Annotated in this window: 18 protein-coding genes; 4 read left to right on the top strand and 14 right to left on the bottom strand. The window is 72.2% G+C overall.

Translation table 11 applies throughout. The annotated features are described in order from the left end of the window. Positions 1–39: 39 nt before the first annotated feature. The 5 genes from accD to gap form a co-directional block, all read right to left on the bottom strand. Positions 40–966, bottom strand: a complete 927-nt coding sequence (accD, locus tag ElP_RS28470; RefSeq protein ID WP_231749871.1) for an acetyl-CoA carboxylase, carboxyltransferase subunit beta — start codon at positions 964–966, stop codon at positions 40–42. 81 nt (positions 967–1047) lie between these two features. Beyond that, positions 1048–1638, bottom strand: a complete 591-nt coding sequence (locus tag ElP_RS28465) for a histidine phosphatase family protein (RefSeq protein ID WP_145276004.1) — start codon at positions 1636–1638, stop codon at positions 1048–1050. After that, entirely contained in the window at positions 1635–2384 is a 750-nt protein-coding gene (rpe, locus tag ElP_RS28460) for a ribulose-phosphate 3-epimerase (protein ID WP_145276002.1), read from the bottom strand. Before rpe ends, ElP_RS28465 begins: the two co-directional genes overlap by 4 nt. Before the next feature lie 425 nt (positions 2385–2809). Further along, complete coding sequence (locus tag ElP_RS28455; protein ID WP_145276001.1) at positions 2810–4006, bottom strand: phosphoglycerate kinase; 1197 nt, start codon at positions 4004–4006, stop codon at positions 2810–2812. 151 nt (positions 4007–4157) lie between these two features. Next, on the bottom strand, positions 4158–5165 hold the full coding sequence (gene gap / locus ElP_RS28450; protein WP_145275999.1) for a type I glyceraldehyde-3-phosphate dehydrogenase: 1008 nt from the start codon (positions 5163–5165) through the stop codon (positions 4158–4160). Between the two features lie 272 nt (positions 5166–5437). On the opposite strand from gap, the gene hemQ reads away from it, so the two are divergent. The 3 genes from hemQ (at position 5438) to ElP_RS28435 (ending at position 7199) form a co-directional block, all read left to right on the top strand. Beyond that, positions 5438–6340 (top strand): hydrogen peroxide-dependent heme synthase, encoded by a 903-nt coding sequence (gene hemQ / locus ElP_RS28445; RefSeq protein WP_145275997.1) that lies wholly within the window; start codon positions 5438–5440, stop codon positions 6338–6340. Between the two features lie 89 nt (positions 6341–6429). After that, a complete protein-coding gene (locus tag ElP_RS28440) occupies positions 6430–6828 on the top strand; it encodes a hypothetical protein (RefSeq protein WP_145275995.1) in 399 nt (132 codons plus the stop codon). A 113-nt stretch (positions 6829–6941) separates the two neighbouring features. After that, positions 6942–7199 carry a putative signal transducing protein gene (locus tag ElP_RS28435; protein ID WP_145275993.1) on the top strand — a complete coding sequence of 86 codons (258 nt, stop codon included), beginning with the start codon at positions 6942–6944 and terminating at the stop codon, positions 7197–7199. A gap of 75 nt (positions 7200–7274) precedes the next feature. On the opposite strand, the gene ElP_RS28430 is transcribed toward ElP_RS28435, so the two are convergent. The 9 genes from ElP_RS28430 to ElP_RS28390 all read right to left on the bottom strand — a co-directional run bounded on the left by ElP_RS28430 (position 7275) and on the right by ElP_RS28390 (position 18086). Continuing rightward, on the bottom strand, positions 7275–8009 hold the full coding sequence (locus tag ElP_RS28430; RefSeq protein ID WP_145275991.1) for a hypothetical protein: 735 nt from the start codon (positions 8007–8009) through the stop codon (positions 7275–7277). A 57-nt stretch (positions 8010–8066) separates the two neighbouring features. Beyond that, positions 8067–9482 (bottom strand): sigma-54-dependent transcriptional regulator, encoded by a 1416-nt coding sequence (locus tag ElP_RS28425; protein WP_145275989.1) that lies wholly within the window; start codon positions 9480–9482, stop codon positions 8067–8069. A gap of 123 nt (positions 9483–9605) precedes the next feature. After that, positions 9606–10148, bottom strand: a complete 543-nt coding sequence (locus ElP_RS28420; protein WP_145275987.1) for a hypothetical protein — start codon at positions 10146–10148, stop codon at positions 9606–9608. Between the two features lie 6 nt (positions 10149–10154). Continuing rightward, on the bottom strand, positions 10155–12068 hold the full coding sequence (locus ElP_RS28415) for a sensor histidine kinase (RefSeq protein ID WP_231749294.1): 1914 nt from the start codon (positions 12066–12068) through the stop codon (positions 10155–10157). A gap of 184 nt (positions 12069–12252) precedes the next feature. Next, positions 12253–13740, bottom strand: a complete 1488-nt coding sequence (locus tag ElP_RS28410; RefSeq protein WP_145275985.1) for a M48 family metallopeptidase — start codon at positions 13738–13740, stop codon at positions 12253–12255. 151 nt (positions 13741–13891) lie between these two features. Further along, positions 13892–14584, bottom strand: a complete 693-nt coding sequence (locus tag ElP_RS28405; protein WP_145275983.1) for a hypothetical protein — start codon at positions 14582–14584, stop codon at positions 13892–13894. A 166-nt stretch (positions 14585–14750) separates the two neighbouring features. Beyond that, positions 14751–15461 carry a DUF1326 domain-containing protein gene (locus ElP_RS28400; protein ID WP_145275981.1) on the bottom strand — a complete coding sequence of 237 codons (711 nt, stop codon included), beginning with the start codon at positions 15459–15461 and terminating at the stop codon, positions 14751–14753. A 332-nt stretch (positions 15462–15793) separates the two neighbouring features. Beyond that, positions 15794–17527 carry a helix-turn-helix domain-containing protein gene (locus ElP_RS28395; protein ID WP_145275979.1) on the bottom strand — a complete coding sequence of 578 codons (1734 nt, stop codon included), beginning with the start codon at positions 17525–17527 and terminating at the stop codon, positions 15794–15796. A 139-nt stretch (positions 17528–17666) separates the two neighbouring features. Beyond that, on the bottom strand, positions 17667–18086 hold the full coding sequence (locus tag ElP_RS28390) for a hypothetical protein (RefSeq protein WP_145275977.1): 420 nt from the start codon (positions 18084–18086) through the stop codon (positions 17667–17669). A gap of 535 nt (positions 18087–18621) precedes the next feature. Between ElP_RS28390 and ElP_RS28385 the strand changes: the two genes are divergently transcribed. Then, positions 18622–21111 (top strand): DUF1549 domain-containing protein, encoded by a 2490-nt coding sequence (locus tag ElP_RS28385; RefSeq protein WP_145275975.1) that lies wholly within the window; start codon positions 18622–18624, stop codon positions 21109–21111. Positions 21112–21391 lie beyond the last annotated feature (280 nt).

The raw sequence follows: 21391 nt of genomic DNA, 5'->3' as shown, positions 1-21391 counted from the left end.
GTCGGGGCGCCCGGCAGGCTCGGGTCGGACCCCGCCCGCTCAGGGGGTGACGTAGTTGAGCAACTGGGCCAGGGTGCTCCGGAGGTCCCGGCGGTGGACGATCCGGTCGACGAAGCCGTGGGCGAGGAAGAACTCGCTGCGCTGGAAGCCGGGGGGGAGCTGCACCCGGACGGTCTGCTGGATGACCTTCGGGCCGGCGAAGCCGATCAGCGCCTTCGGCTCGGCGAGGATCACGTCGCCGAGGCTGGCGAAGCTGGCGGCCACGCCCCCCATCGTCGGGTTGGTCAGCACGCTGACGAAGAACCCCCCGGCGGCGTGGTAGCGGGCCAGCGCGGCGGAGGTCTTGGCCATCTGCATCAGGGAGAAGATGCCCTCGTGCATCCTCGCCCCGCCCCCCGAGCCGGAGACGATCACCAGGGGGAGCCGCAGCCGGGTGGCCTCCTCGATCGCCCGGGTCAGCTTCTCGCCGACGACCGAGCCCATGCTCCCCATGATGAAGGTGGAGTCGGTGATGCCGAAGACCAGCCGGATCCCCTTGACGAACCCCTGGCCGACGATCGCCGCCTCGGAGAGCCCGGTCCGCTGCTGCTCGGCCGCCACGCGCTCGGGGTACGGCCGGCGGTCGTTGAAGCCCAGGGGGTCGGCCGGGCGGAGGTCGGCGTACCACTCCTCGAAGGTGTCGGCGTCGAGCAGGTCGGCGATCCGGTCCCGGGCGCCCCGGGTGAAGTGGTGCTCGCACTGGGGGCAGACGTGCCGGTTGCGCTCGACCTCCTTGCGGAAGAGGGTGGCCGAGCAGCCGTCGCAGCGCATCCAGACCCCCTCGGGGACCTTCTTGGACGCGGCGGGCAGCGGCCCGAGATCCTTCGCCGGGCTGCGATCGGGGCTCATGGGCGTGCTCGTTCCGGCGGTCGCGGCGGCCGGGGAGGGGATCCGGGCGTCGGCGAGGGGGATGCTGGTCTGTTCCATGGTCACGGTTCGGCTCGGGCTGGGTGGGGGAGGGAGGGGGATGGCCCGGGGGCCCCTCGGGGAGGGAGGGGCGGGCCCGGGTCAGGGGGGGGCGACGTCCCGGCCGACGTCGGCGGCGACCTCGATCCGCTCGAAGTCGCCCGTCGGGACCGGCTCGAGCAGCTGCACATTGGCGTCCCGCCTCAGGAAGCAGGAGACGAGCCGGGCGATCGGCTCGGCCACGACCAGGCCGATCGCCTCGTCCTTGTGCCGCTTCAGGATCGGCCGGAGCGCGGAGGTGACCCGGGACTGGGCGGATTCGACCGTCTCCCCCAGGGGGGGGCAGACGGTCCGGGGGTCGTCCTGCCACTGGCGGAAGAGCTTGAGGTTGCGGCGGCGGATCTCGTCGATCTGCAGGCCCTGCCAGAGCCCCTGGTCGAGGTTCCGCAGCTCCTCCAGGCGGCGGACCCGCAGGCCCAGGGCCCGGGAGACGGTCTCGGCGGTGCGGACGACGCTCTCGCCGGGGCCGCAGTAGATGGCGGCGAGGTCGAGGCCGTTGCCGGCCAGGCGGTCGGCGAGCTCGGCGACCTCGGCCCGGCCCCGCTCGCTGAGGGGGACGTCCAGGATTCCTTGGACCCGGTTCTGCTCGTCGAAGACGGTGGCACCGGGCCGGATCAGGAGCACCTGAGTCATTCGGGTGGCGAGGCCCCCGCCCCGGCGGCGGCGGCCCCTCCTCCTTCGAGCCCGCGACGCGCCGCCTCGGCCACCTCGCCCAGGGACGCCGCGTAGTTCCCATCGGGCCGGTAGGTCGCCGACCCGACGACCAGTTGGGTCGCGCCGGCCTCGACGGCCCGGCCGGCGGTCGAGGCGTTGATCCCGCCGTCGATGGCGACCCGCAAGGCCGGCCGGGCCCGGCGGATCGCCCGCACCTTCTCCAGGACGGCCTCCTGGAATTGCTGCCCGCCGAAGCCGGGCATGACGCTCATCACCAGGACCGAGTCGACCCGGTCCAGGTGCGGCTCGACGGCCGCCCAGGGGGTGGGCGGGTTGATCACCAGCCCGGCCCGGCAGCCCCGGCCCCGGATCCGTTCGAGCAGGTCGGCCGGCTCCGGGACGGCCTCCAGGTGGATGAGGATGCTGTCCGCCCCGGCGTCGACGAAGGCGTCGAGGTATCGGGCCGGGTCGGAGATCATCAGGTGGGCGTCGAAGGGCAGGTCGGTGACGGCCCGCCAGTCGGCCACCACAGGAGGACCATAGCTCAGGTTCGGCACGAAGTGGCCGTCCATCACGTCCAGGTGCAGGGCCTCGACCCCGGCCGCTTCCAGGGCCCGGATCTCCTCACCGACCCGGGCGAAGTCGCAATCGAGCAGCGACGGCGTGATCAGCGGCGCCGGGGCGCCGTCCCACCTCCGCAGTCGTTCGGTCCGCTCACTCGGCATCGGATCACCTCGGGCGACGTCGGTCCCCGGCGCGGTGATCGGCCGCCCCGGCCCGTTCCGATGACCGATCCGGCCCCCATCCGGGGGCCGGGATCGATCGTATTCCTATAACACCGCCAGGCCTTCAGGTCCAGAGAATCCGGACGGGACCGGATGCGAGGTCGGCCCCGGTCCGGCCGGCGGCCCGGCGAGGCGCCTCGCCCCTCGATTCCCGACCGGCCTTGCCCATCCCCCCCCATCGCACATGCCGGGCCGACGGGCGGGCCCGGCCGGCGGGGGTCGGGGATCGGGGTCGCCGACCGTCCCACAGGACGCCCGGATCGCCCCGATCGCCCCCAATCCCGGCGAATCGGGGCGGAATCCAGGCGGGGGAGGGGAGGAACCTGGTGCCTCCCCCATCCCGACCGCCCGGCCCGGAGGGGGGATCAGCCCCGGTCGGGGATGACGCCGAGGGAGTTGAACGCCTTGCCTTCGAGCGCCTCCAGGAAGGCCCCCCCGCCGGTGGAGACGTGGGAGACCTTCTCGGCCAGGCCGAACTGCTCGACCGCCTCGGCCGTCTCGCCGCCGCCGACGGCCGTGACGGCCGGGGAGGAGGCCATCGCCTGGGCGACCGTGAGCGTACCCTGCCGGAACGGCTCGTCCTCGAACTTGCCCATCGGCCCGTTCCAGACGACGGTGCCGGCCCCCTTGATGATCTCGGCATAGCGGGCGGCCGTCTTCGGGCCGATGTCGATGCCGATCTGGTCGGCGGGCAGGTCGGGGCCCTCGACCACCGAGGTCTTCGCCTCCTTCGGGTCGATCGAGGTGGTGACCAGGTGGTCCTGGGGCAGGACGATCTTGTCCCCCCCCAGCTCCAGGAGCTTCCTGGCCACGTCGAGCCGGTCGTGCTCGCAGCGGCTCTTGCCGATCTCGTGCCCCTGGGCCTTGAGGAAGGTGTAGGTCATGGCGCCGCCGATGAGCAGCCGGTCCACCTTCTTCAGCAGGCTCTCGATCACGCCGATCTTGTCCGAGACCTTGGCCCCCCCCATCACCGCGACCATCGGCGGCTTCGGCTTGCCGAGCAGCTGGTCGAGGATCGTCAGCTCCTTCTCGACGAGGAAGCCGATCGCCCGGGACTCGGCCGGGTACTGCTCGGGGACGGCGACCATCGAGGCTTCGTCCCGATGGCAGGTGCCGAAGGCGTCGTTGACGTAGCAGTCGGCCAGCCCGGCCAGCTGACGGGCGAAGTCGGGGTCGCCCTTCTTCTCCCCCGTGTTGAACCGGACGTTCTCCAGCACGACGACCTCGCCCTGCTTCAGGGCGGCGCACTTCGCCTGGGCGTCGGGCCCGACCGTGTCGTCGGCCTTCTGCACGGGGCGGCCGATCAGCTCCGAGAGCCGGGCGGCGACCCTGTCCATTTTGAAGGGGGCGTCGGCGGCGGGGTCCCCCGTGGGTCGGCCGAGGTGGGAGACCAGGATCAGCGCCCCCCCGTGGTCGAGGATGTGGGTCAGGGTCGGCAGGGCCGCCCGGATCCGGCGGTCGTCGGAGACGTCGCCGCCCTTGGTCTGGGGCACGTTGAAGTCGACCCGGACCAGCGCCTTCTTGCCGTTGAAGTCCAGGTCCCTGATCGTCTGCTTGGCCAAGGCGGGAGTCCTTCTTGCTCGGGGGAGGGATTCGGGGAGGCGGGCCGGCACCGGCACCCGGACGGATGGAATGGACCGACGCCCGGCCCCTCCGGGAGAGGGGCCGGGCGTCTTCGGGTCGTCGGGGGGCCGGGCGTCGGCCGGGCCCGGATCAGAGGGAGGCGAGCCGGGCGATCAGCTCGGCGGTCCGGCAGGAGTAGCCCCACTCGTTGTCGTACCAGGCGCAGGTCTTCAGCAGGTTCCCCTGCATGACCTGGGTCCAGTCGGGCACGAAGACGCAGGAGTGGGGGTCGTGGATGACGTCGCTTGAGACGATCGGGTCGGTGACGTAGGAGATGATCCCCTCGAACGGGGCCTTGGAGGCGGCCTGCTTCAGGGCGGCGTTCACCTCGTCGGCCGTCACGTCCTTCTTCATCACGGTGGTCAGGTCGACGATGCTGCCGGTCGGCACCGGGACCCGGAGGGAGATGCCGGTGAGCTTGCCCTTGAGCTCCGGGATCACCTCGCCGACGGCCTTGGCGGCGCCGGTGGTGGTGGGGATGGTGTTGATGGCGGCGGCCCGGGCCCGGTAGGCGTCCTTGTGGATCTGGTCGGCCACCCGCTGGTCGTTGGTGTAGGCGTGGACGGTGGTCATCAGCCCCTTCTCGATGCCGAAGGTGTCGTTGAGCACCTTGGCCAGCGGGGCGAGGCAGTTGGTCGTGCAGGAGGCGTTGGAGAGGATCTTGTGCTCGGCCTTGAGCTGGTCGTCGTTGACGCCCAGCACGACGGTCAGGTCCAGCTTGTCCTTGGCCGGGGCGCTGAGGACGACCCGGTCGGCCCCGGCGTCGATGTGCTTCTGCAGGCCGGCCCGGTCGGTGAAGAAGCCGGTCGACTCCAGCGCGACCTGGCAGCCCAGTTTCTTCCAGGGCAGGTTGGCCGGGTCCTTCTCGGCGAGGATCGGGATCTCCTTGCCGTCGACCACGATGGCCTTCTCGGCGGCCTCGACCTTGCCGGGGTAGCGGCCGTGGACGCTGTCGTACTTCAGGAGGTTCGCCAGCTGCTTGGCGTCGGACAGGTCGTTGATCGCGACGACCTCGAAGTCATTCGGTCGCTCCGCCATGACGCGGAAGACCAGGCGGCCGATGCGACCGAAACCGTTGATGCCAACACGAACGGCCATGGAAGGCTCCCCAGTCCAGTAGGGTGTGAAACGCGTGTGGTGTGCCTCGCCGGGGGGGGCGGAGATCGCAAGTCGGCGTGTTCAAAGCGACTTCGTCTCGATCGAGGCGGATTATAGGACTCCCGAGATCGGCCTGTCAATCCGAGCCGACCGTCCCGGCGGGGGCCCGGGCCGTCTCGCTTGTCCTGCCCGCGTCGGCCCCCTTAGAATGGGGGTTTGGACCGAGACGGGCCGCCGGACGGGGGCCCAAACGCCCGGGAAGGACGTCGACCATGGACGAGGGCCAACGCGAAGGTCCGGCCGCCCCCGAGACCCGGACCCAGCCGATGCAGCACGGCCACCGGCCCGCCGCCGCCGAGCAGGCGCCCGCCACCCTGGTGCCGGAGGCCGGCTGGCACTTCCTCCACCTCTTCTACCGGGTCGACCGCGAGGCCCTCTCCCGGCTCTCGCCCGAGGCCCGCCGGCAGGGTCGTGCGGAGCTGCTGGCCGCGCTCGACCCGACCGCGTCCCCGGGCGTCGAGCAGCGGCAGTGCTTCGCCGTCCCCGGCCACAAGGCCGACTTCGGCCTGATGCTGGCCGGGCCCGACCTGAGGGCCATCCACGGCGTCGAGACGGCGATCCAGGCCTCGGCACTCGGCCCGGCGCTGGTGCCCAGCTACTCGTTCTACTCGATCACCGAGGTCTCCGAGTACGTCCCCGACGCCGACCAGTACGCCGCCATCCTCCGGGACCGGGAGGGGATGGACCCCGAGAGCCCGGCCTTCAAGGCGAAGGTGAACGCCTACACGAACCGCCTGGCCCCGATGAACCGGCAGCGGCTCTACCCCGAGTTCCCCGACTGGCCCTGCTGCTGCTTCTACCCGATGAGCAAGATGCGTCAGGGGGACCAGAACTGGTACCTGCTGCCCTTCGAGCCCCGCTCCCAGATGATGGCCGAGCACGGCCGGAGCGGGATGAAGTTCGCCGGCAAGGTGACCCAGGTCATCACCGCCTCGACCGGCCTGGACGACTGGGAGTGGGGCGTGACCCTCTGGGCCCGCAACCCGGCCTACCTGAAGGACATCGTCTACGCCATGCGGTTCGACGAGAGCTCGGCCCGCTACGCCCTCTTCGGCGACTTCTATTTCGGCTATTTGCTGCCCCCGGCCGAGCTGCCGGATGCCGTCCGCCTGTGACAGGAGACCCGGCCCGATCGGGCCGGATCCGGGCCGGACCGACGAGGCGACCCCACCCCACGACACCCCGGCCGGGGAGGCCAAGGGCGATGTGGACCTGCCGGAATTGCTCCCACCAGCTGGAGGCCCCCGCCGAGGTCTGCCCCTCGTGCGGGGCGGTCGACGTGGAGATCTCGGCGGCGGACGATTGGGCCCGGCCGGGCCGCTTCGGCCCGGAAATCTCCGCGGAGGAGCCGTCGACGGAATACGAGCTGCATTCGCTCCCCGACCCCGGCCGGACGGTCGAGTGCCACCTCGCCGTGACCGGGCCGGAGGCCGCCGCCGTCGCCTCCCGGCTCGGTGACCTGGGCATCCCGGCCCTCGTCTCCCGGGACGACTCCGGGGACGGGCCGGTCCACCGGATCCGGGTCCCCCTGGCGGACCTCCCCCGCGCCCTGGCCGAAGTCGACCTGCTCCAGAAGCTCGGGCGCCGGCGGGGCCGGCCCTGACCCGAGCCCCGGTCGGCCCCCGGCGGGCCGGATCGATCGATCGATCGGTCGGCCCGGGTCGGACCCCGGCATTGGATCTCAACCACCACGCGTCATCCCGAGAGGCCCCAGCCATGGACAACGAGGAGCTCACCCCCTGCTATCAGGCCCTCAGCCTGATGGAGGCCAAGTTCATCGCCGACCAGCTCAACGCCGAAGGCATCAAGGCCATCTCCGACGGGCAGGACATGCAGGACTTCCTCGGCGCCTGGGAGGGCAACCCCCGCGTCTACGTCCAGCGAGGCGACCTCCCCCGGGCCGAGAAGTGGCTCGCCGAGTATGAGGAGAACCGCAAGCGGCACGCCGAGGAGGAGGCGGAGGGCGGGGAGTGAACCCCGACGCCCCCATCGTCCTCCGGCATCTCGGGACCGCCCGATGACGTCGGGTCCGGTCCCGTCCCGACCCGATCAGGGTCGGTCGCCCGCCTCCCGACGATGCCGGTACTCCCCGACGATCGCGGCCGGGTCCTCGTCGAACAGGTCCTTGCAGCCGGAGCAGCAGACGAGATAGGTCGTCCCCTCGAAGGAGACGGGGATGGTCCCCTTGCCGCCGGTGACGATGCACTCGGGGCCGGAGGAGCCGGAGGCGAACGTGACCCCCTGCCGGGTGTAGCCGACCTCGGCCAGCCGGGAGTCGATCGGGCTGCCGGGCCGTCGGCCCTCGAACAGGAGCAGGAACCGGGTCTCGTGCAGGGGCGTGATCGAGATGCCCCGGATGCCGTCCTCGACCTCCGGATCCCCCGCCTCGAGCTCGAGCCGACCCCGGTCGTCGGGCTCGCCGGAGAACCGCCGGTCTGAGCCGTCGGCCAGGGTCGCGTCGAGCAGGAAGCGGCCGGGCCGCTCGGGGTCGGGACGCAGCCGGGCCGACCGGAGCATCGCGCCCTCGGCCTCGGCCACGGTCAGCTCCAGGGCGGCCGAGTCCGTGGTCAGCGACCAGGCCCAGGAGGCCGACTCCCGCCAGGCCCCCTCCGCGCTGCCCCTTCGGGGTTGTCCCGCCCCCTTCCATTCGCCGACCAGCCCGGAGAAGGGGGCGAGCGCCTCCTGATCGGCCCGTCGGTCCCGGGGCATCGGGAGGGGCCCGGGGGACATCCCGAGGGTCGAGAGGAGCAGGAGCGTCGTCGCCGAGATCGTCCGACGGGCCATCGGCATGTCCTCCCCCGATCCGAGGCCGGGGAGGACGGCCGACGGCCCCCGGTCGGATCAGGACTGCTGCAACTGGTTGATCTTGTTGTACAGGGTCTTCAGGCTGATGCCCAGCTCCTTGCTGGCGGCCGGCTTGTTGCCGTTGTGCTTCTCCAGCACGACCTGGATGTAGTGCATCTCCAGGTCCCGGAGCGTCGGGGTCCCGTCCGGCACGGCGAAGTGGGGCCCGCCGACGGCCGAGGCGGGGGAGGCCGGCGAGGGGATCGGCGGCGTGGGCCGGCGGCCCATGCCCTGCGTCGGCAGGTGCTCGGCCCGGATGGGGCCCCCCCGGGAGAGGATGGTGGCCCGCTCGATCGCGTTGGCCAGCTCCCGGACGTTGCCCGGCCAGTCGTGGGCCGTCAACGCCTCGATCGCCTCCGGGGTCAGCTCGGGCATCGGGCCGGGGCGCCGGCCGGCGTAGCGCCGGAGCATGTGGGCGGCGAGCACGGCGATGTCCCCCTTGCGGTCCCGGAGCGGGGGGGAGTGGATCTCGAAGGTGTTGATCCGGAAGTAGAGGTCCTCGCGGAACTGGTCCTCGGCGACCATCTCCCGGAGGTCCCGATTCGTGGCGCAGAGGACCCGGACGTCGGCCCGGAACGGCTCGTTCTCGCCGACCCGACGGATCTCCCCGGATTCGAGGAAGCGGAGCAACTTGACCTGCAGGCCCTTGGTCAGCTCGCCGACCTCGTCGAGGAACAGGGTGCCGCCGTTGGCGACCTCGAAGAGCCCCTTGCGGTTGACCTCGGCCCCGGTGAAGGCCCCCTTGCGGTGGCCGAACAGCTCGGACTCGATCAGGTTCTCGGGCAGGGCGCCGCAGTTGACCGGGACGTAGGATTGGTCGGCCCGGAGGCTCTGCTCGTGGAGGGTCCGGGCGATGAGGTCCTTGCCGGTGCCCGTCTCGCCGAGGATCAGGACGGTGGCCTCGGTGGGGGCGACCGTCTCGATCAGGCGCTTGACCTCCTGCATCGTCGGGGTCTCGCCGACGAGCATCGGCGAGCCCCCCTCGGCGGCCTTGAGCCGGGTCTCCAGGGCGGCGTTCTTGTTGGTCAGGTCTCGGCGCTCGGCGATCCGGTTGAGGACCACCTCCAGCTCGGCCCACTTGCAGGGCTTGGTGAGGTAGTCGAAGGCGCCGAGGCGGAGGGCCTGGACGGCGGTGTCGACGGTGGCGTGGCCGGTCATGAGGATGACCTGGGTCTCCGGGCTGAGCAGCCGGAACTTCTCCAGGACCTCGATGCCGGTGAGGCCGGGCATCTGGATGTCGAGCAGGGCGGCGTCGAAGCGGCCGCGCTCCAGGGCCCGGATGGCGGCCTGGCCGTCGGGGCAGGCGGTGACCTCGTGGCCGAGCCGGGGCAGCTCGCGTTCCATCAGGTCCCGCAGGTGGGCCTCGTCGTCGGCGAACAGGATCCGAAGGCCGCCCTGATGCGTCTTGTCCATGACCGCTTCCTCCTCCGTGATCGTGCGGCGGCCCCGTCGCCGGTTCCGTCCGGCCTCAGCCGTCGTGCGTCCGGGACGGCCGGCCGGGTCGGGCCGACCGTCCCGGGTCGCCGGGCGATCGGGCTAGTTCTTCGGTTCGGCCCCGCCCTTGGCGGGGTCGGGGATCGGCTCCAGGACGAACAGGTTCGTCTCCGAATCGGCCCGGGTGGTGAAGTCGTCCGGGTAGTCGTCGCCGATGGTGCGGTAGCAGAGCATGACGAAGGGGCGTCCCTCGTCGTTGGTCCCCTTGCGGATGATCCCCCGGGCGGTGTCGCCGATGGTGCCGGGGGGGCCCCCGGTGTTCTCCATGTCGAGGCGGTCGGGCTTCTCCCCCTCGGCCGGCTTCAGGGCGTACTCGCAGGCGTAGAGCGTGTTCTCGTCGGCGTCGAGCACGGTGATGAGCGACTCGGTGATCCGGACGAGGTGGGTGCCGATCCGGTCGGCCGGCAGGGGCTCGCCGTCGTCCTCCCCGGAGACGATCTTGTAGAAGCCGACGTAGGTGTCGGGCAGGCCCGGGTCGTCGACCTGCTTGGCGGTGAGGGCCTCCTCCCGGTCCTGGGCGGGGGCCGCCGGGGCGAGGGCCAGGCTCGTCGCCAGGCCGAGGCCGAGGGTGATCGCGTTTCGCATGAGTGATTATCCTTCGACGGGGATCGACGGGGGCGTCGAGGCGTCGTCGCCCCCCACCGCCGCGGCGGAGGTGCAAAGCGGGTGCCGCCCCCGGCTCGGCTCGGGGCCGCCCCGGTCCCTCCTGGGAGGGAGGGGCTGCGAGGGGAGCAGGACGGTGAAGGTCGACCCGAGGCCCTCGCCGGGGCTGGTCGCGGCGATCTCGCCGTGGTGCTGGCTGACGATCCGGTGCGAGATCGACAGCCCCAGGCCGGTGCCCTTGCCCGCCTTGCGGCGGGTGAAGAACGGCTCGAAGATGTTCTCCAGGACGTCGGGGGCCATGCCGCAGCCGTCGTCCCGGAAGGACAGCTCGGCCTGCCCGGCGGCCATCCGGGCGTCGATCCGGAGCGTCCCGCCGGCCTCCATGCTGTCCAGGGCGTTGACCACCAGGTTCAGGGCGACCTGCTTGATCTCCTGGGGGTCGACCAGGGCCACGACCGACTCCCTCGGCTGGAAGACGATCCGCTTGTCCCGGTACTTGCCCATGTGTCGCATCATCTCGACGACGCCGTCGATCAGCTCGACCAGGTCCGTCCGCTGGCGCTGGATGTCGTTGCAGCGGGAGAAGTCCAGCAGCTTCTCGGTGATCCGCTTGCAGCGGAAGGCCTCCTCCTGGACCATCCTCATGTAGTCCCGGGCGACCCGGGCGTCGCCGGTGCCCTCGGGGTCGGCGGCCTTGAGGACCGGGTCGAGGCGGTGCTCCAGGGCCTCGGCGCAGAAGGCGATCGAGGCCAGGGGATTGTTGATCTCGTGGGCGACGCCCGCGGCGAGGAAGCCGACGCCGGCCAGCCGCTCGGAGCGGACGAGCTGGCGGCTCCGCTCGGCGACCTGGCGCTCGAGGTCGGCGTAACTGGCGCCGAGCCGGGCGATCATGTCGTTGAAGGCCTCGGCGAGGGCCTGCATCTCGTCCCCGGTGGCCAGGTCGATCGTGTAGTCGAACGACCCCCGGGCGACGTGCCGGACCCCCCGGTGCAGCAGGCGGATCGGGGCGAAGACCCAGCGGTGCACCAGCTTCGTCAGGCCGCAGAGCATCGCCAGGACGGCCAGGGCGGCGGTCCAGACGATGACCCGGCTGGACTGGTAGTGCCGCTTCGAGGCCTCCAGCACCAGGAAGAAGTCGCTGTGCAGCTTGTCCGGCAGGCTGACGGCCGAGGCGGTGAGGCGGTCGAGCCGGGCCCGGGTCAGGGCGTAGGGCTCCCAGGGCCCGGCGTTGAGCAGGTCGGCCTCGGGGTGGCGGGCCACGTAGATCGAGGTCCGCTCGGTCATCGGCGGGACGGCCTCGTCGGGCTCGAAGTGCTGGAGGATGCCGGCGAGGTCCTCGTCGATGAGGAAGGCGAGCGTGAACTCCTCCCGGCCGTCGGAGCGGTTGCCCCGGAGGCTGTTGCGCTCCAGCTCGGCGTAGTACCGGGCGAGGGCCTGCCGGGCGGCCCGGATCCGGGAGAGCAGCCGGTCGAGGATCTCCTTGCGGCGGGCGTCGGCGTCGATCACGGTGACGAAGGGCCCGGAGGCGCGTCGGAGCTCCTCGTCGGCCGGGGCGGGAGGGGCGGCGCCCTCCGGGTCCTCGGCCGGCAGGGCGGCCCGGAGCCGCTCGGGCCAGTCCCGCAGGGGAGCGCCCTCGAGCCTCCGCGGGGGGCGAGGCGAGGCCAGCCCGGGGGGGGAGGCGGGGAAGAGCTGGTCCAGCTCGTGGTCGTCGAGGTCGAGCTGCATGACCGCCTGGAGCAGGTCCTTCGAGGCCCCCAGCTCTCGGAGCTGGTCGGTGAGCGTCAGGTTGCTCCGATGGAAGGCGCGCAGGCCGACGATGGCGCCGGCCAGCAGCGTCATCATCATGGCGACGACCAGGCTCAGGCCGAGGATCAGCTTGATCCGGATCGGCCATCGGGGCATGGCGGCGACCTCCGTGTCGGGCGTCCCTCGGGCGTTGCCGGCGATCGCGGGGGGGAGGTCCTGCGTCGTCGGGATCCCCCGGGCATCCTCCCCGAGGGCGCGGGAATTTAACACAACCCCGGCGGGCTGAGAAGGCGGGGCGTCGGGTTTTCTCAAGTCGGGGGCCGATCCGGCCGGGGGGGGCTCAGTGGAGCCGGCCCAGGGCCCCGGTGGTGACGGCGAGCAGCAGCGCCGTCGTCAGCGCCAGGCCGACGGCCAGCCTGAGCCCGGCCAGCCGGGCCTGGAAGCGGCGCTCGGCCTCGGGGCGGCCCTCCAGCCCCCGGAGGAAGGAGATCCGCCTCGCGATGCTGCCGTGCCGCCAGGAGCGGGCCCGGGGCTCCATGCCGTTGAGCATCGCCACGCTGGAGAGGGCCTCGATGAAGATGCCGATGCCGACCGGGCAGAGCGTCTCGGGCACCGCCGGCCCGGGGCCGGGCAGGGCGTTGACGTCCGGGTGGGGGGGGCAGCCCCCCCGGCCGCAGGAGACGACCCGGCAGCCGAAGACGTCGGCCTGGCGCTCGAAGCGTCGGGAGAGGTAGCCGAAGATCAGCAGGAAGTAGGCCGCCCCGAACCCCAGGGCCGCGGCGCCCTGCACCACCAGCTCCACCGTCGGGTCCCGCCCCCAGGCCCAGATCGGCGAGCCGATCGCCAGGAAGCGGTCGATCCCGCTGGTCAGCAGCGACATCACCCCCATCGTGCCGAGGAAGAACAGCCCGAAGTAGGCGAGGTGCCGGTGGGCGACGTGGCCGACCTCGTGGCCGAAGACGGCCTCGATCTCCCGGGGGGAGAGGTTCTCGACCATCGCGTCGGTCAGCAGGACGTAGCGGAACCAGGGGGTGGCGCCGGTCACCCCGGCGTTGACGAGGCCGCCGCCGGTGTCCCAGACCAGAATGTCGGTGTACCGGAACCCGAAGCGGCGGGCCAGGCGTTCCAGCCGGTCCCGGAGCGGCCCCGGCGGCATCGGCCTGGCCGGCCAGCTCAGGCGGACGAAGGCGGGGGAGAGCACCAGGATGGTCGCGCCGAGCCCGGCATAAAGGGCGAGCGAGACCCAGGCCGCGGGGTCCCCCCCGGGGGAGATCCACCCCTGGAGATCCTGCACCACCGCGAAGAGGACCGCGACCGGCAGGACCAGGCCGAGCGCCTGCCTCGCCTTGAACACCAGGTAGCCCGCCAGCCAGGAATGCTTCACCCCCCGCATCCCCGAGGCCTTGAGCACCCGGTCCGCCTGGTAGAGCCCCGACCAGGCGGCCAGCAACATCAGCAGGAACGGCAGCAGGACGACCGCCTCCTCCGCGATCGTCCAGCCGGAGAGGCCCATGCCGACGGCGACGGCCTCCGGCCATCGGCCCAGGTGGACCACCAGGCCGAAGGCGACCACCGCCAGCACTTCCAGCCCGAGCGAGGCCCGGGCCAGCCTCCGGCGGTCCTCCAGCGTCGGCCCGGCCCTGGCCACCCGGCGGGCCATCAGCCCGCCGACCAGGGCCGAGATCGACCCGACCGTCGCCACGGCGGTCATCGCCAGCAACGCCCGCCCCAGGGCGTCCGCACCGCCGGGGCCGGGGACGCCCCCGGGGGCCGGCGAGACCGGCGACCAGAAGGCCACGAAGAGGGCGACCAGGGCGATCAGGGGCATCCTTGGGGGCACTCTCCGTGCGGGGCGGATCGTCGGGATCGCCCGGGGACCGCCTCGCCGAGCCCGGCCGGGGCGCCGGAGCCGGGGCGGCCCCGGCGGCCGCCCGGCGTGCCCGACGGCGACCGGCCGATCGGGTCGGCGATCGGATCGATCAGTGGGGCCCGGCACCCTCGACGACGACCTGCACGGCCAGGGGCCGGGGGGCGTCCTCGCCGTCGACCTCGAAGGGCATCGAGAGCAGGACGCCGGTGCGCCCCTGCTGCTCGTCCCGGACGATCGAGGGGGCCTCGGCGCCCTCGGGGGCGGGCAACAGGAGGAAGACCGAGGGGTGGGTGGTCCCCGAGGGGCCGCTGCTGAGGATCTGGAGGTCCTCCTGGGAGACGGGCTCGACCTCGACGTCCTCGTCGGCGTAGGAGAGCAGGAAATAGTCCCGGAATTCGCTGACGCCGAGGTGGTCGCCGTCGACCGGCTGCAACCCGTACCGCATCGTGTAGACGCCGGGCAGGATGACCTGATCCTTGTAGTCGCCGGCCTCCCCCTCCAGCCTCATGGCCCCGACGAGCTGGCCCGCCTCCAGGAAGGGCAGCAGGATCGACCCGGACGGGCCGCCCGGCGCCTCGGCGGCCGGCACCGACTTGCGGAGCCAGAGGTCGACGACCGGCGTCCCCTCCGCGTCCAGGACCCGGAGGCCCTCCTGCTGGAGCGCCTCCCGGACCGGGGCGGCGATCTCCTCGGGGGGGGCCTCGGCGAGCGCCTCGACGCGGTAAGAGTCCTGGGCCGTCGCGGGAGGCCCGGTCGGGGCCAGGCCGAGGGCCGAGCAGACGATGGCGAACGTCGCACGCATGAGCGTTCGATCCCTCCGGTTCGATTCGTTCGGGGAGGAGTGGGTGGGGGGAGGTCGTTCGGGCGGGTCCTCGAAGGACGAGGCCCGCCGGGCGTCCCCTCGGGGACCGCGGCCGGCGGGCCCGGGATCCGGCTCGATGCCGGTCGGGGCCGGCTCGATCGCCCGCTCAGTAGGCGAACCGGCCGACGAAGCTACTCCGGGCATTCGGGGAGGCCCAGGTGCTGTCCAGGCCCTCGCCCCGGAAGGAGTGGCCCAGGGTGTAGGCCGGCAGGACCTCGACCCCCTCGGCGAGCGGCTCGTAGGCGATGACCTCGTTGCCGCAGAGGCAGTCATTGGCGTCGAGCGGCCGGGTGGCGATTTCGGCGAGGCCGGCGGCCTGGAACCGGGCCGGCGGGGCCAGCGGCATGATGTGGGCCTTGTGGGAGGGGCCGTGGGCCTCCAGGTGGCAGTGCTCGTCGACGCTCAGGTCGATCGACGCGACCTCGACGGCGACCACGTTGTCCAGGCGGCCGCCGCCGAGCCGTCGGGCCATCGCCGCCAGGGCGGCCCGCTGCCGGGCGTCGGCCCGCTCGTCGACGATCAGCACGGACTCGGCCCGCTCGGGGCGGTCCTCGGAGAAGGTCGAGGTCCCCTTGACGGCCGCCGCGACGCCGAGCCCGGCGAGGTCGACGCCCTCGAACGAGCCCTCGGTCACCTTCCAGGCCATCACGGCGCGGTCGCCGACGATGAAGACCTCGGAGTTGGAGAAGCAGGGGCCGGTGAAGACGTCGGCGGTCCGGGCCTCGAGGTAGTGGCCCTGGACCTGGACCGGCTCGGAGGCGTGGGCGGCGGCGCCGACGACCAGGGCGGCGCAGAGGGCGGAGAGGCTCATTCGCATCGGGGAGGACTCCTTCGCTCGGGTCGGGTCACGGGGGAGGGACTCGGTCGCGGAGGGGCGCGGGCCTTCGAGGTCGATTATTCGGAACGACCAGGGTTTGCGTCAAGTTAAAGCGTCGTTTATGCGGGCCCCGCCCCGCCGCCCCCCTTCGCGGTCGGGGGGAGGACGCGTCGCGCCCGCCCCGTCCCCGGTACGATGCCCGGCCCCGGATGGGTCGCCCGAATTCGCCCCGGGTCGCGCCCCGGGCCCCTCCGCCCCCCCGGACGAGGACGGCCCCCCGACCCGGGGGATCGGGTCGGGGGGCCGGTTCGATCGGGGAGGGAGGCCGAGGGTCACTCGCCCCCGGCGATCACGTTGACCAGCCCGGAGGCGACGGGGGTGTCGCTCTGGAAGCTGTTGAGGTTGCGGACGACGTCCATCGTGATGAAGGAGAGGACCATCATCAGGACGGTGGTCGCGCAGAGCACGCCGACCCAGACGCCGCCCCAGGGCGGCCCGCCGGCGTCGGAGAGCAGGGCGGAGCGCCGGCCGGCGGCCGAGGAGGTGGCGGCGGCGGCACCGGAGGCGGCCGCCGGCTCGTCCCAGCCGACGCCTTCCATCTCCTCGGAGGCGGACAGCTCGGCCTCGACGGCGTCCCCCAGGCCGTCGTCCTCGTCGTCGCCGGCGATGCCGGGCCCCAGGGCGGTGGCGGCGCTCTGGTCCACGTCCTCCTCGTCGACGGCGAAGACCTCGGAGGCCGAGTCGCTCTCGTCCAGGTCGAAGTCGCTGTTGGCGTCCAGCTGCATCGTGTTGTCGTCGCCGCTGTCGAGGGCGTCGACCTCGAAGTCGGTGTCCTCGAAGATGTCCTTCTGGCCCTCGGCCCGCACCGGCAGGGCGGTCGCGGAGGGGTCGGAATCGGGGGCCAAGCCGGGCATGGCCGTGGCCGAGGGGTCGGGGCGCTGGGCGGCGGCCGGCTTGGGCTTGGCCTTGGGGGCGGGCGCCTTCTTGGGCTCGTCCTCGTCGCCCAGCGGGGCCAGCTCGATCGAGTCGGCGTCGTCGAGCCCGCCCATCTGCTGGAGGTTGATGCCCGAGTCGCTGGGCCGGCCGAGGTTGACGCCGGAGGTCGACGGCTCGGCCCCGGTGACGTCCGAGTCGCTGGGCCGGGGGGCGGCGGCGTCGAACTCGTCGCTGGCGTCCAGTGCGGTCAGCTCGAAGTCGCTGCCGGATTCCGGCTGCAGCGCGTCGATCACGCTGGAGGGGGTCAGCTCGAAGTCGCTGTCGTCCTCCTCCGGGGCGCCCGGGCCCTCGGCCCGGAAGTCCAGCTCGTCGTCCGAGCCGATGGGGCTGGGCCGGAGGGTGGTCTCGTCGCTGCCGCTGCCGCTGCCGGGGTCGTGGCTCCGGGCGATGCCGCTGCCGCTGCCGCTGCTGCCGAGCCCGCCGCCGGCGAAGGAGGAGCCGGAGTCCTCGTAGTCCTTGGTGCCGAAGACCTCGAACGACTCGTCGGTCCCCTCCTGGACGAGGGTGACGTCGGAGTCGCTGGAGCTGCGGCCCCCGCCCATGGGGGGGACCACGTCGATCTCCCCGGAGAGCTGCACGTCGGAGTCGCTGGCCCCCTTGGGGCCGTCCTCGGGGACGAGGCGGACGTCGGAGTCGCTCGGCTGCTTGCCCGAGGTCTCCATGCCGATGATGTGGGAGCTTGAGCCGCTGCCCATCGGCAGGGCGGCGTCGTCGAGCAGGATGTCGGCGTCGGAGCCCGACTCCCGCGAGGGCACGTCCTCCCGGGAGGCGGGGCCGAGGTCGGACTTGGCCACGCCGAGGTTGAAGATCGACTCCGGGGAGTCCTCGTCGACGCTCTCCATGCCGCTGCCCCCCTGTTCGGGGATCAGGTCGAGGTCGGAGAGGGAGAGGTCCGGGTCGCTGCCCATGCCGCTGCGGCGGGCCAATTCGTCGATGTCCGAGACGCGGAAGCGCCACGAGCCGCTGTCGAGGAAGGCCCGCACCTCTCGGCGCTGGGCCTTCTGCTTCAGCTCCTCGGGGTTCATGCCGAGGGCCCGCGCGGCTTCCTCCAGGGTGTAGAACTGAGCCATAGGGACGTGCTCCTCGCTTCGCAGGCGGCCGAGCGGCCGGGTCGAATCGATTCGGTGGAAGTCGGCGGTGCCGATCGCCGAGGGAGGAGCGTCGCGTCGAACCGTCCGGAGGGGAGGTCCCCGCCGCGAGCCCCGTGAATTATTGCCCCGAGATGCCCCTCGGGCGAGGCGCGGCGACCATCGCCTCGACCGCCGCGACCTCCGGGGGCAGGTTGTTGTACTCCGAGAGCCGGAGATCCGGCCCGAACTGCCGGGCGGCTTCGAGCTTGATCGAGCCCCCCTTGAAGCCGTCGATCTTGTAGATCGCCATCGCCTGGGTCCGCTGGTCGATCAGCACCAGCCGGGTGCCGCCCGGGTCTCCCGGGGCCGAGGTCGTCAGCGCCATCAGGCCGCCGGCCGACCCCTGGGTCGGGCCGCCCTCGGCCTGCACGCCCCGGGCCGGGCCCGCGCCCAGCATCCAGGCCGTCGCCAGCCCGAGCACCGCCCCCGGCACCCCGAACCCGAAGATCGGACCGAGCCTCCGGCCCGGCGTCCGCTCGGTCTTCCCGATCGGAACCATGATCACCTCCCTGTCCTGATCCGACCCGATTCGACCACCGAGCCCGGCGGAAAGTTCCGCCCCCGGCGACCGATCCCGTGGCGACCCGGGCCCGAGGCCCGGGCCCGAGCGCCGTACGTACATGCGGCCGGCATCGGCGCGTCGCGACGACGATCGCGAAACCAGTCTATCACACCGGGGGGCGGTTCAGGGGATGCGCGACGGGAGACGCGACGGCCGGAATCGGCCTCGAAGGTCGGCGAGCGACGATGATGCGGCACGCTCCCATTGTAGGGATCCCCCGGGGCCCCGCAACCCCACCCTCGGGCCGGGCTTGCCCCCGGGGCCGGTTGCGGGTTGAATGTCGTCGGGAAAATTGTTGGAGCTTTGCTTGAATCCCCCATCGAGATGACGTTAGGGTAAAGGCGTCTCAATCCGGGACATCCCCGGGAGGACGCCGCCCGACTCGATCCTGCCCGGCCCCCGAGGGGCCGACCATCCGCCTCCGCTCGGGCCCCACTCCTCCTCCTCCGCCAGCCGCTTCGGGAGCGACCCCATGCTGCGACGACCGAACCCGGGACGGATTCTCCGCGGGCCCTGGCCCGTCCTGGTCGCCCTGACCCTCTCGGGGCCTTCCCCGGCGGTCGCCGACGACGGGCAGCCCGGGGGGTCGATCGGACAGCCGGCCTCCCTCGCGGTCGAGCCGGGAGATGCGGTGCTCTCCGGCCGGAGGGCGACGGCCCAGCTCATCGCCACCGCCACCGACCCCGACGGATCGGTCCGGGACCTCACCCGGCTGGTCGAGTGGGCCAGCCTCGACCCCGATGTCGCCGTCGTCGACCCCCGGGGCCGCGTCGTCCCGGTCGCCGACGGGCAGGCCCGGATCGTCGCCTCCGGCGGCAGCGTCGAGGCCCGGACGACCGTCACGGTCCAGCAGATGGGGTCCCCCGACCCGGTCAGCTTCCGCCACGACGTGATGCCCGCCCTCAGCCAGGCTAGTTGCAACACGGGGGCCTGCCACGGCACCCCGACCGGCAAGGGCGGTTTCCGCCTCAGCCTGCTCGGCTACTTGCCGGACGAGGACTATCGGGTCCTCAGCCGGGAGATCGCCGGTCGCCGGGTCGACCCCTTCGACCCGGATAACAGCATGATCCTCACCAAGCCGCTCGGCCTGATCGCCCACGAGGGGGGCCAGCGCCTCTTCCGGGACACCAAGACCTTCGAGTTCCTCCGGGACTGGATCGCCGAGGGGGTGAAGGACGACCCCGAGAGCCCCAGGGCCGTTTCCCTGGAGATCGTCCCCGGCGATCGGATCCTGCACGCCCCGGCGATCTCCCAGCAGGTCGTCGCCCGCGTGAGCTACGCCGACGGCTCGACCCGGGACGTGACCCCGATCTGCTACTACGGCTCCTCGAACACCGACATCGCCGAGGTGGACGCCTCCGGCTTCGTCTCGTTCAAGAAGCGGGGCGAGGTGGCCGTCATCGCCCACTACCTGGACCTGGTCGCCGTCGTCCGGCTGACGCACCTGGTCGAGGTCCCCGGGTTCGCCGAGGTCGACGTGCCGACCGACAACCTGGTCGACCGCGCCGTCTTCGACAAGCTCAACCGCATGCGGATCGCCCCCTCCGAGCCCTGCACCGACGAGGAGTTCATCCGGAGGGCCTACCTCGACACGATCGGCGTCATGCCGACCCCCGGGGAGACGAAGGCGTTCCTCGACGACCCCTCGCCGACCCGGTACGAGGAGATCGTCGAGACCCTGCTGGAGCGCCCCGAGTTCAACGACTTCTGGGCGTTGAAGTTCGCCGACGTGCTGCGGTCGAACTCCCGGCTGATCAAGTCGAAGGGGGCCTACGCCTTCCACCGCTGGATCCGGTCGCAGATCGAGCAGAACGCGCCGATCGACGGCTTCGTCCGCCAGCTCCTGACGGCCGAGGGGTCGACCTTCGACAACCCGGCGGCGAACTACTACCGGATCAGCCGGACGCCCGAGGAGGCGGTCGAGACGACGGCGCAACTGTTCCTGGGCGTCCGGATCCAGTGCGCCAAGTGTCACAACCACCCCTTCGAGCGCTGGACCCAGGACGACTACTACGGCTTCGCCGCCTTCTTCTCCCGGGTCAAGCAGAAGCCGGGCCTGCTGCCCGACGAGGAGATCATCTTCGCCGCCGACTCCGGGGACGTCCGCCAGCCCCGGACCAACGCCGTGATGCCCCCCAAGGCCCTCGGCGGCCCCGTCTACGGCGACGACGAGCGGGAGGACTCCCGCAAGAATCGGCTGGCCGAGTGGCTCACCGGCGAGGAGAACGACTTCTTCGCCAAGAGCACGGTCAACCGGATCTGGTACCACGTGATGGGCAAGGGGATCGTCGACCCGGTCGACGACTTCCGGGACTCCAACCCCGCCTCCAATGACGAGTTGCTCGACGACCTCGCGGCCGACTTCGTCTCCAGCGGCTACGACCTGCGGCACCTCGTCCGGACGATCCTCACCAGCCGGACCTACCGCCTCAGCGCCCGGACCCACGACCTGAACGCCGACGACGAGATCTACTTCTCGCACGCCGTCACCAAGCTGCTGCCCGCCGAGGTCCTGCTCGACGCCATCTCGTCCGTCGCCGACGTGCCGACCGCCTTCAACGGCCTGCCCGCCGGCTCGAGCGCGATCGAGATCCCCGACGGCCAGATGGACCACCCTTTCCTCAAGACCTTCGGCCGACCCGCCCGGGAGCTGGCCTGCGAGTGCGAGCGGGAGAGCGACTCGAACCTCTCCCAGGCCTTGCAGCTCATCGGCGGCTCGACCGTACACGACAAGCTCCGGGCCGACGGCGGCCGGATGCACCGCCTGGCCGAATCGGGCAAGCCCGCCGCCGAGGTCACCGCCGACCTCTACGCCGTGGCCCTCTCCCGGCCCCCGACCGACGCCGAGCTGGAGGCCGCCGTCGCCCACATCGCCGGCGCCGGCGCCGAGGGCCGCCGCCAGGCGATCGAGGACCTCGGCTGGGTGCTCATCAACTCCAAGGAGTTCCTCTTCCGCCATTGATCGAGCGACAGATCGGCTGCCTGGCCGCCTGATCGGTTGCGAGATCGAACACGGGGGCGCGACTTATCGGGTCGCGCCCCCGTCCTGTTCTTCCCGGAGACCATGGGGAGACCGGCCGGTCCCAGGTGGGGGCGGGCTCAGGGCGGATCGGATGGCTTCGGCTCGGCCTGCCCGTCTCCAGATCCGGGAGGAGGGGATGGACTCGTCCGGCTTGACAGCCCCGGAGCCGGGGGCGGACCATGAGGGCCGTCGGATCCGATCGAAGAAGGCCGGAGAAATG

It is taken from the genome of Tautonia plasticadhaerens (assembly GCF_007752535.1).
Lineage (GTDB): Bacteria > Planctomycetota > Planctomycetia > Isosphaerales > Isosphaeraceae > Tautonia > Tautonia plasticadhaerens.
Note: the sequence above shows the minus strand (reverse complement) of the source record. Positions and strands in the feature narration are given on the sequence as shown.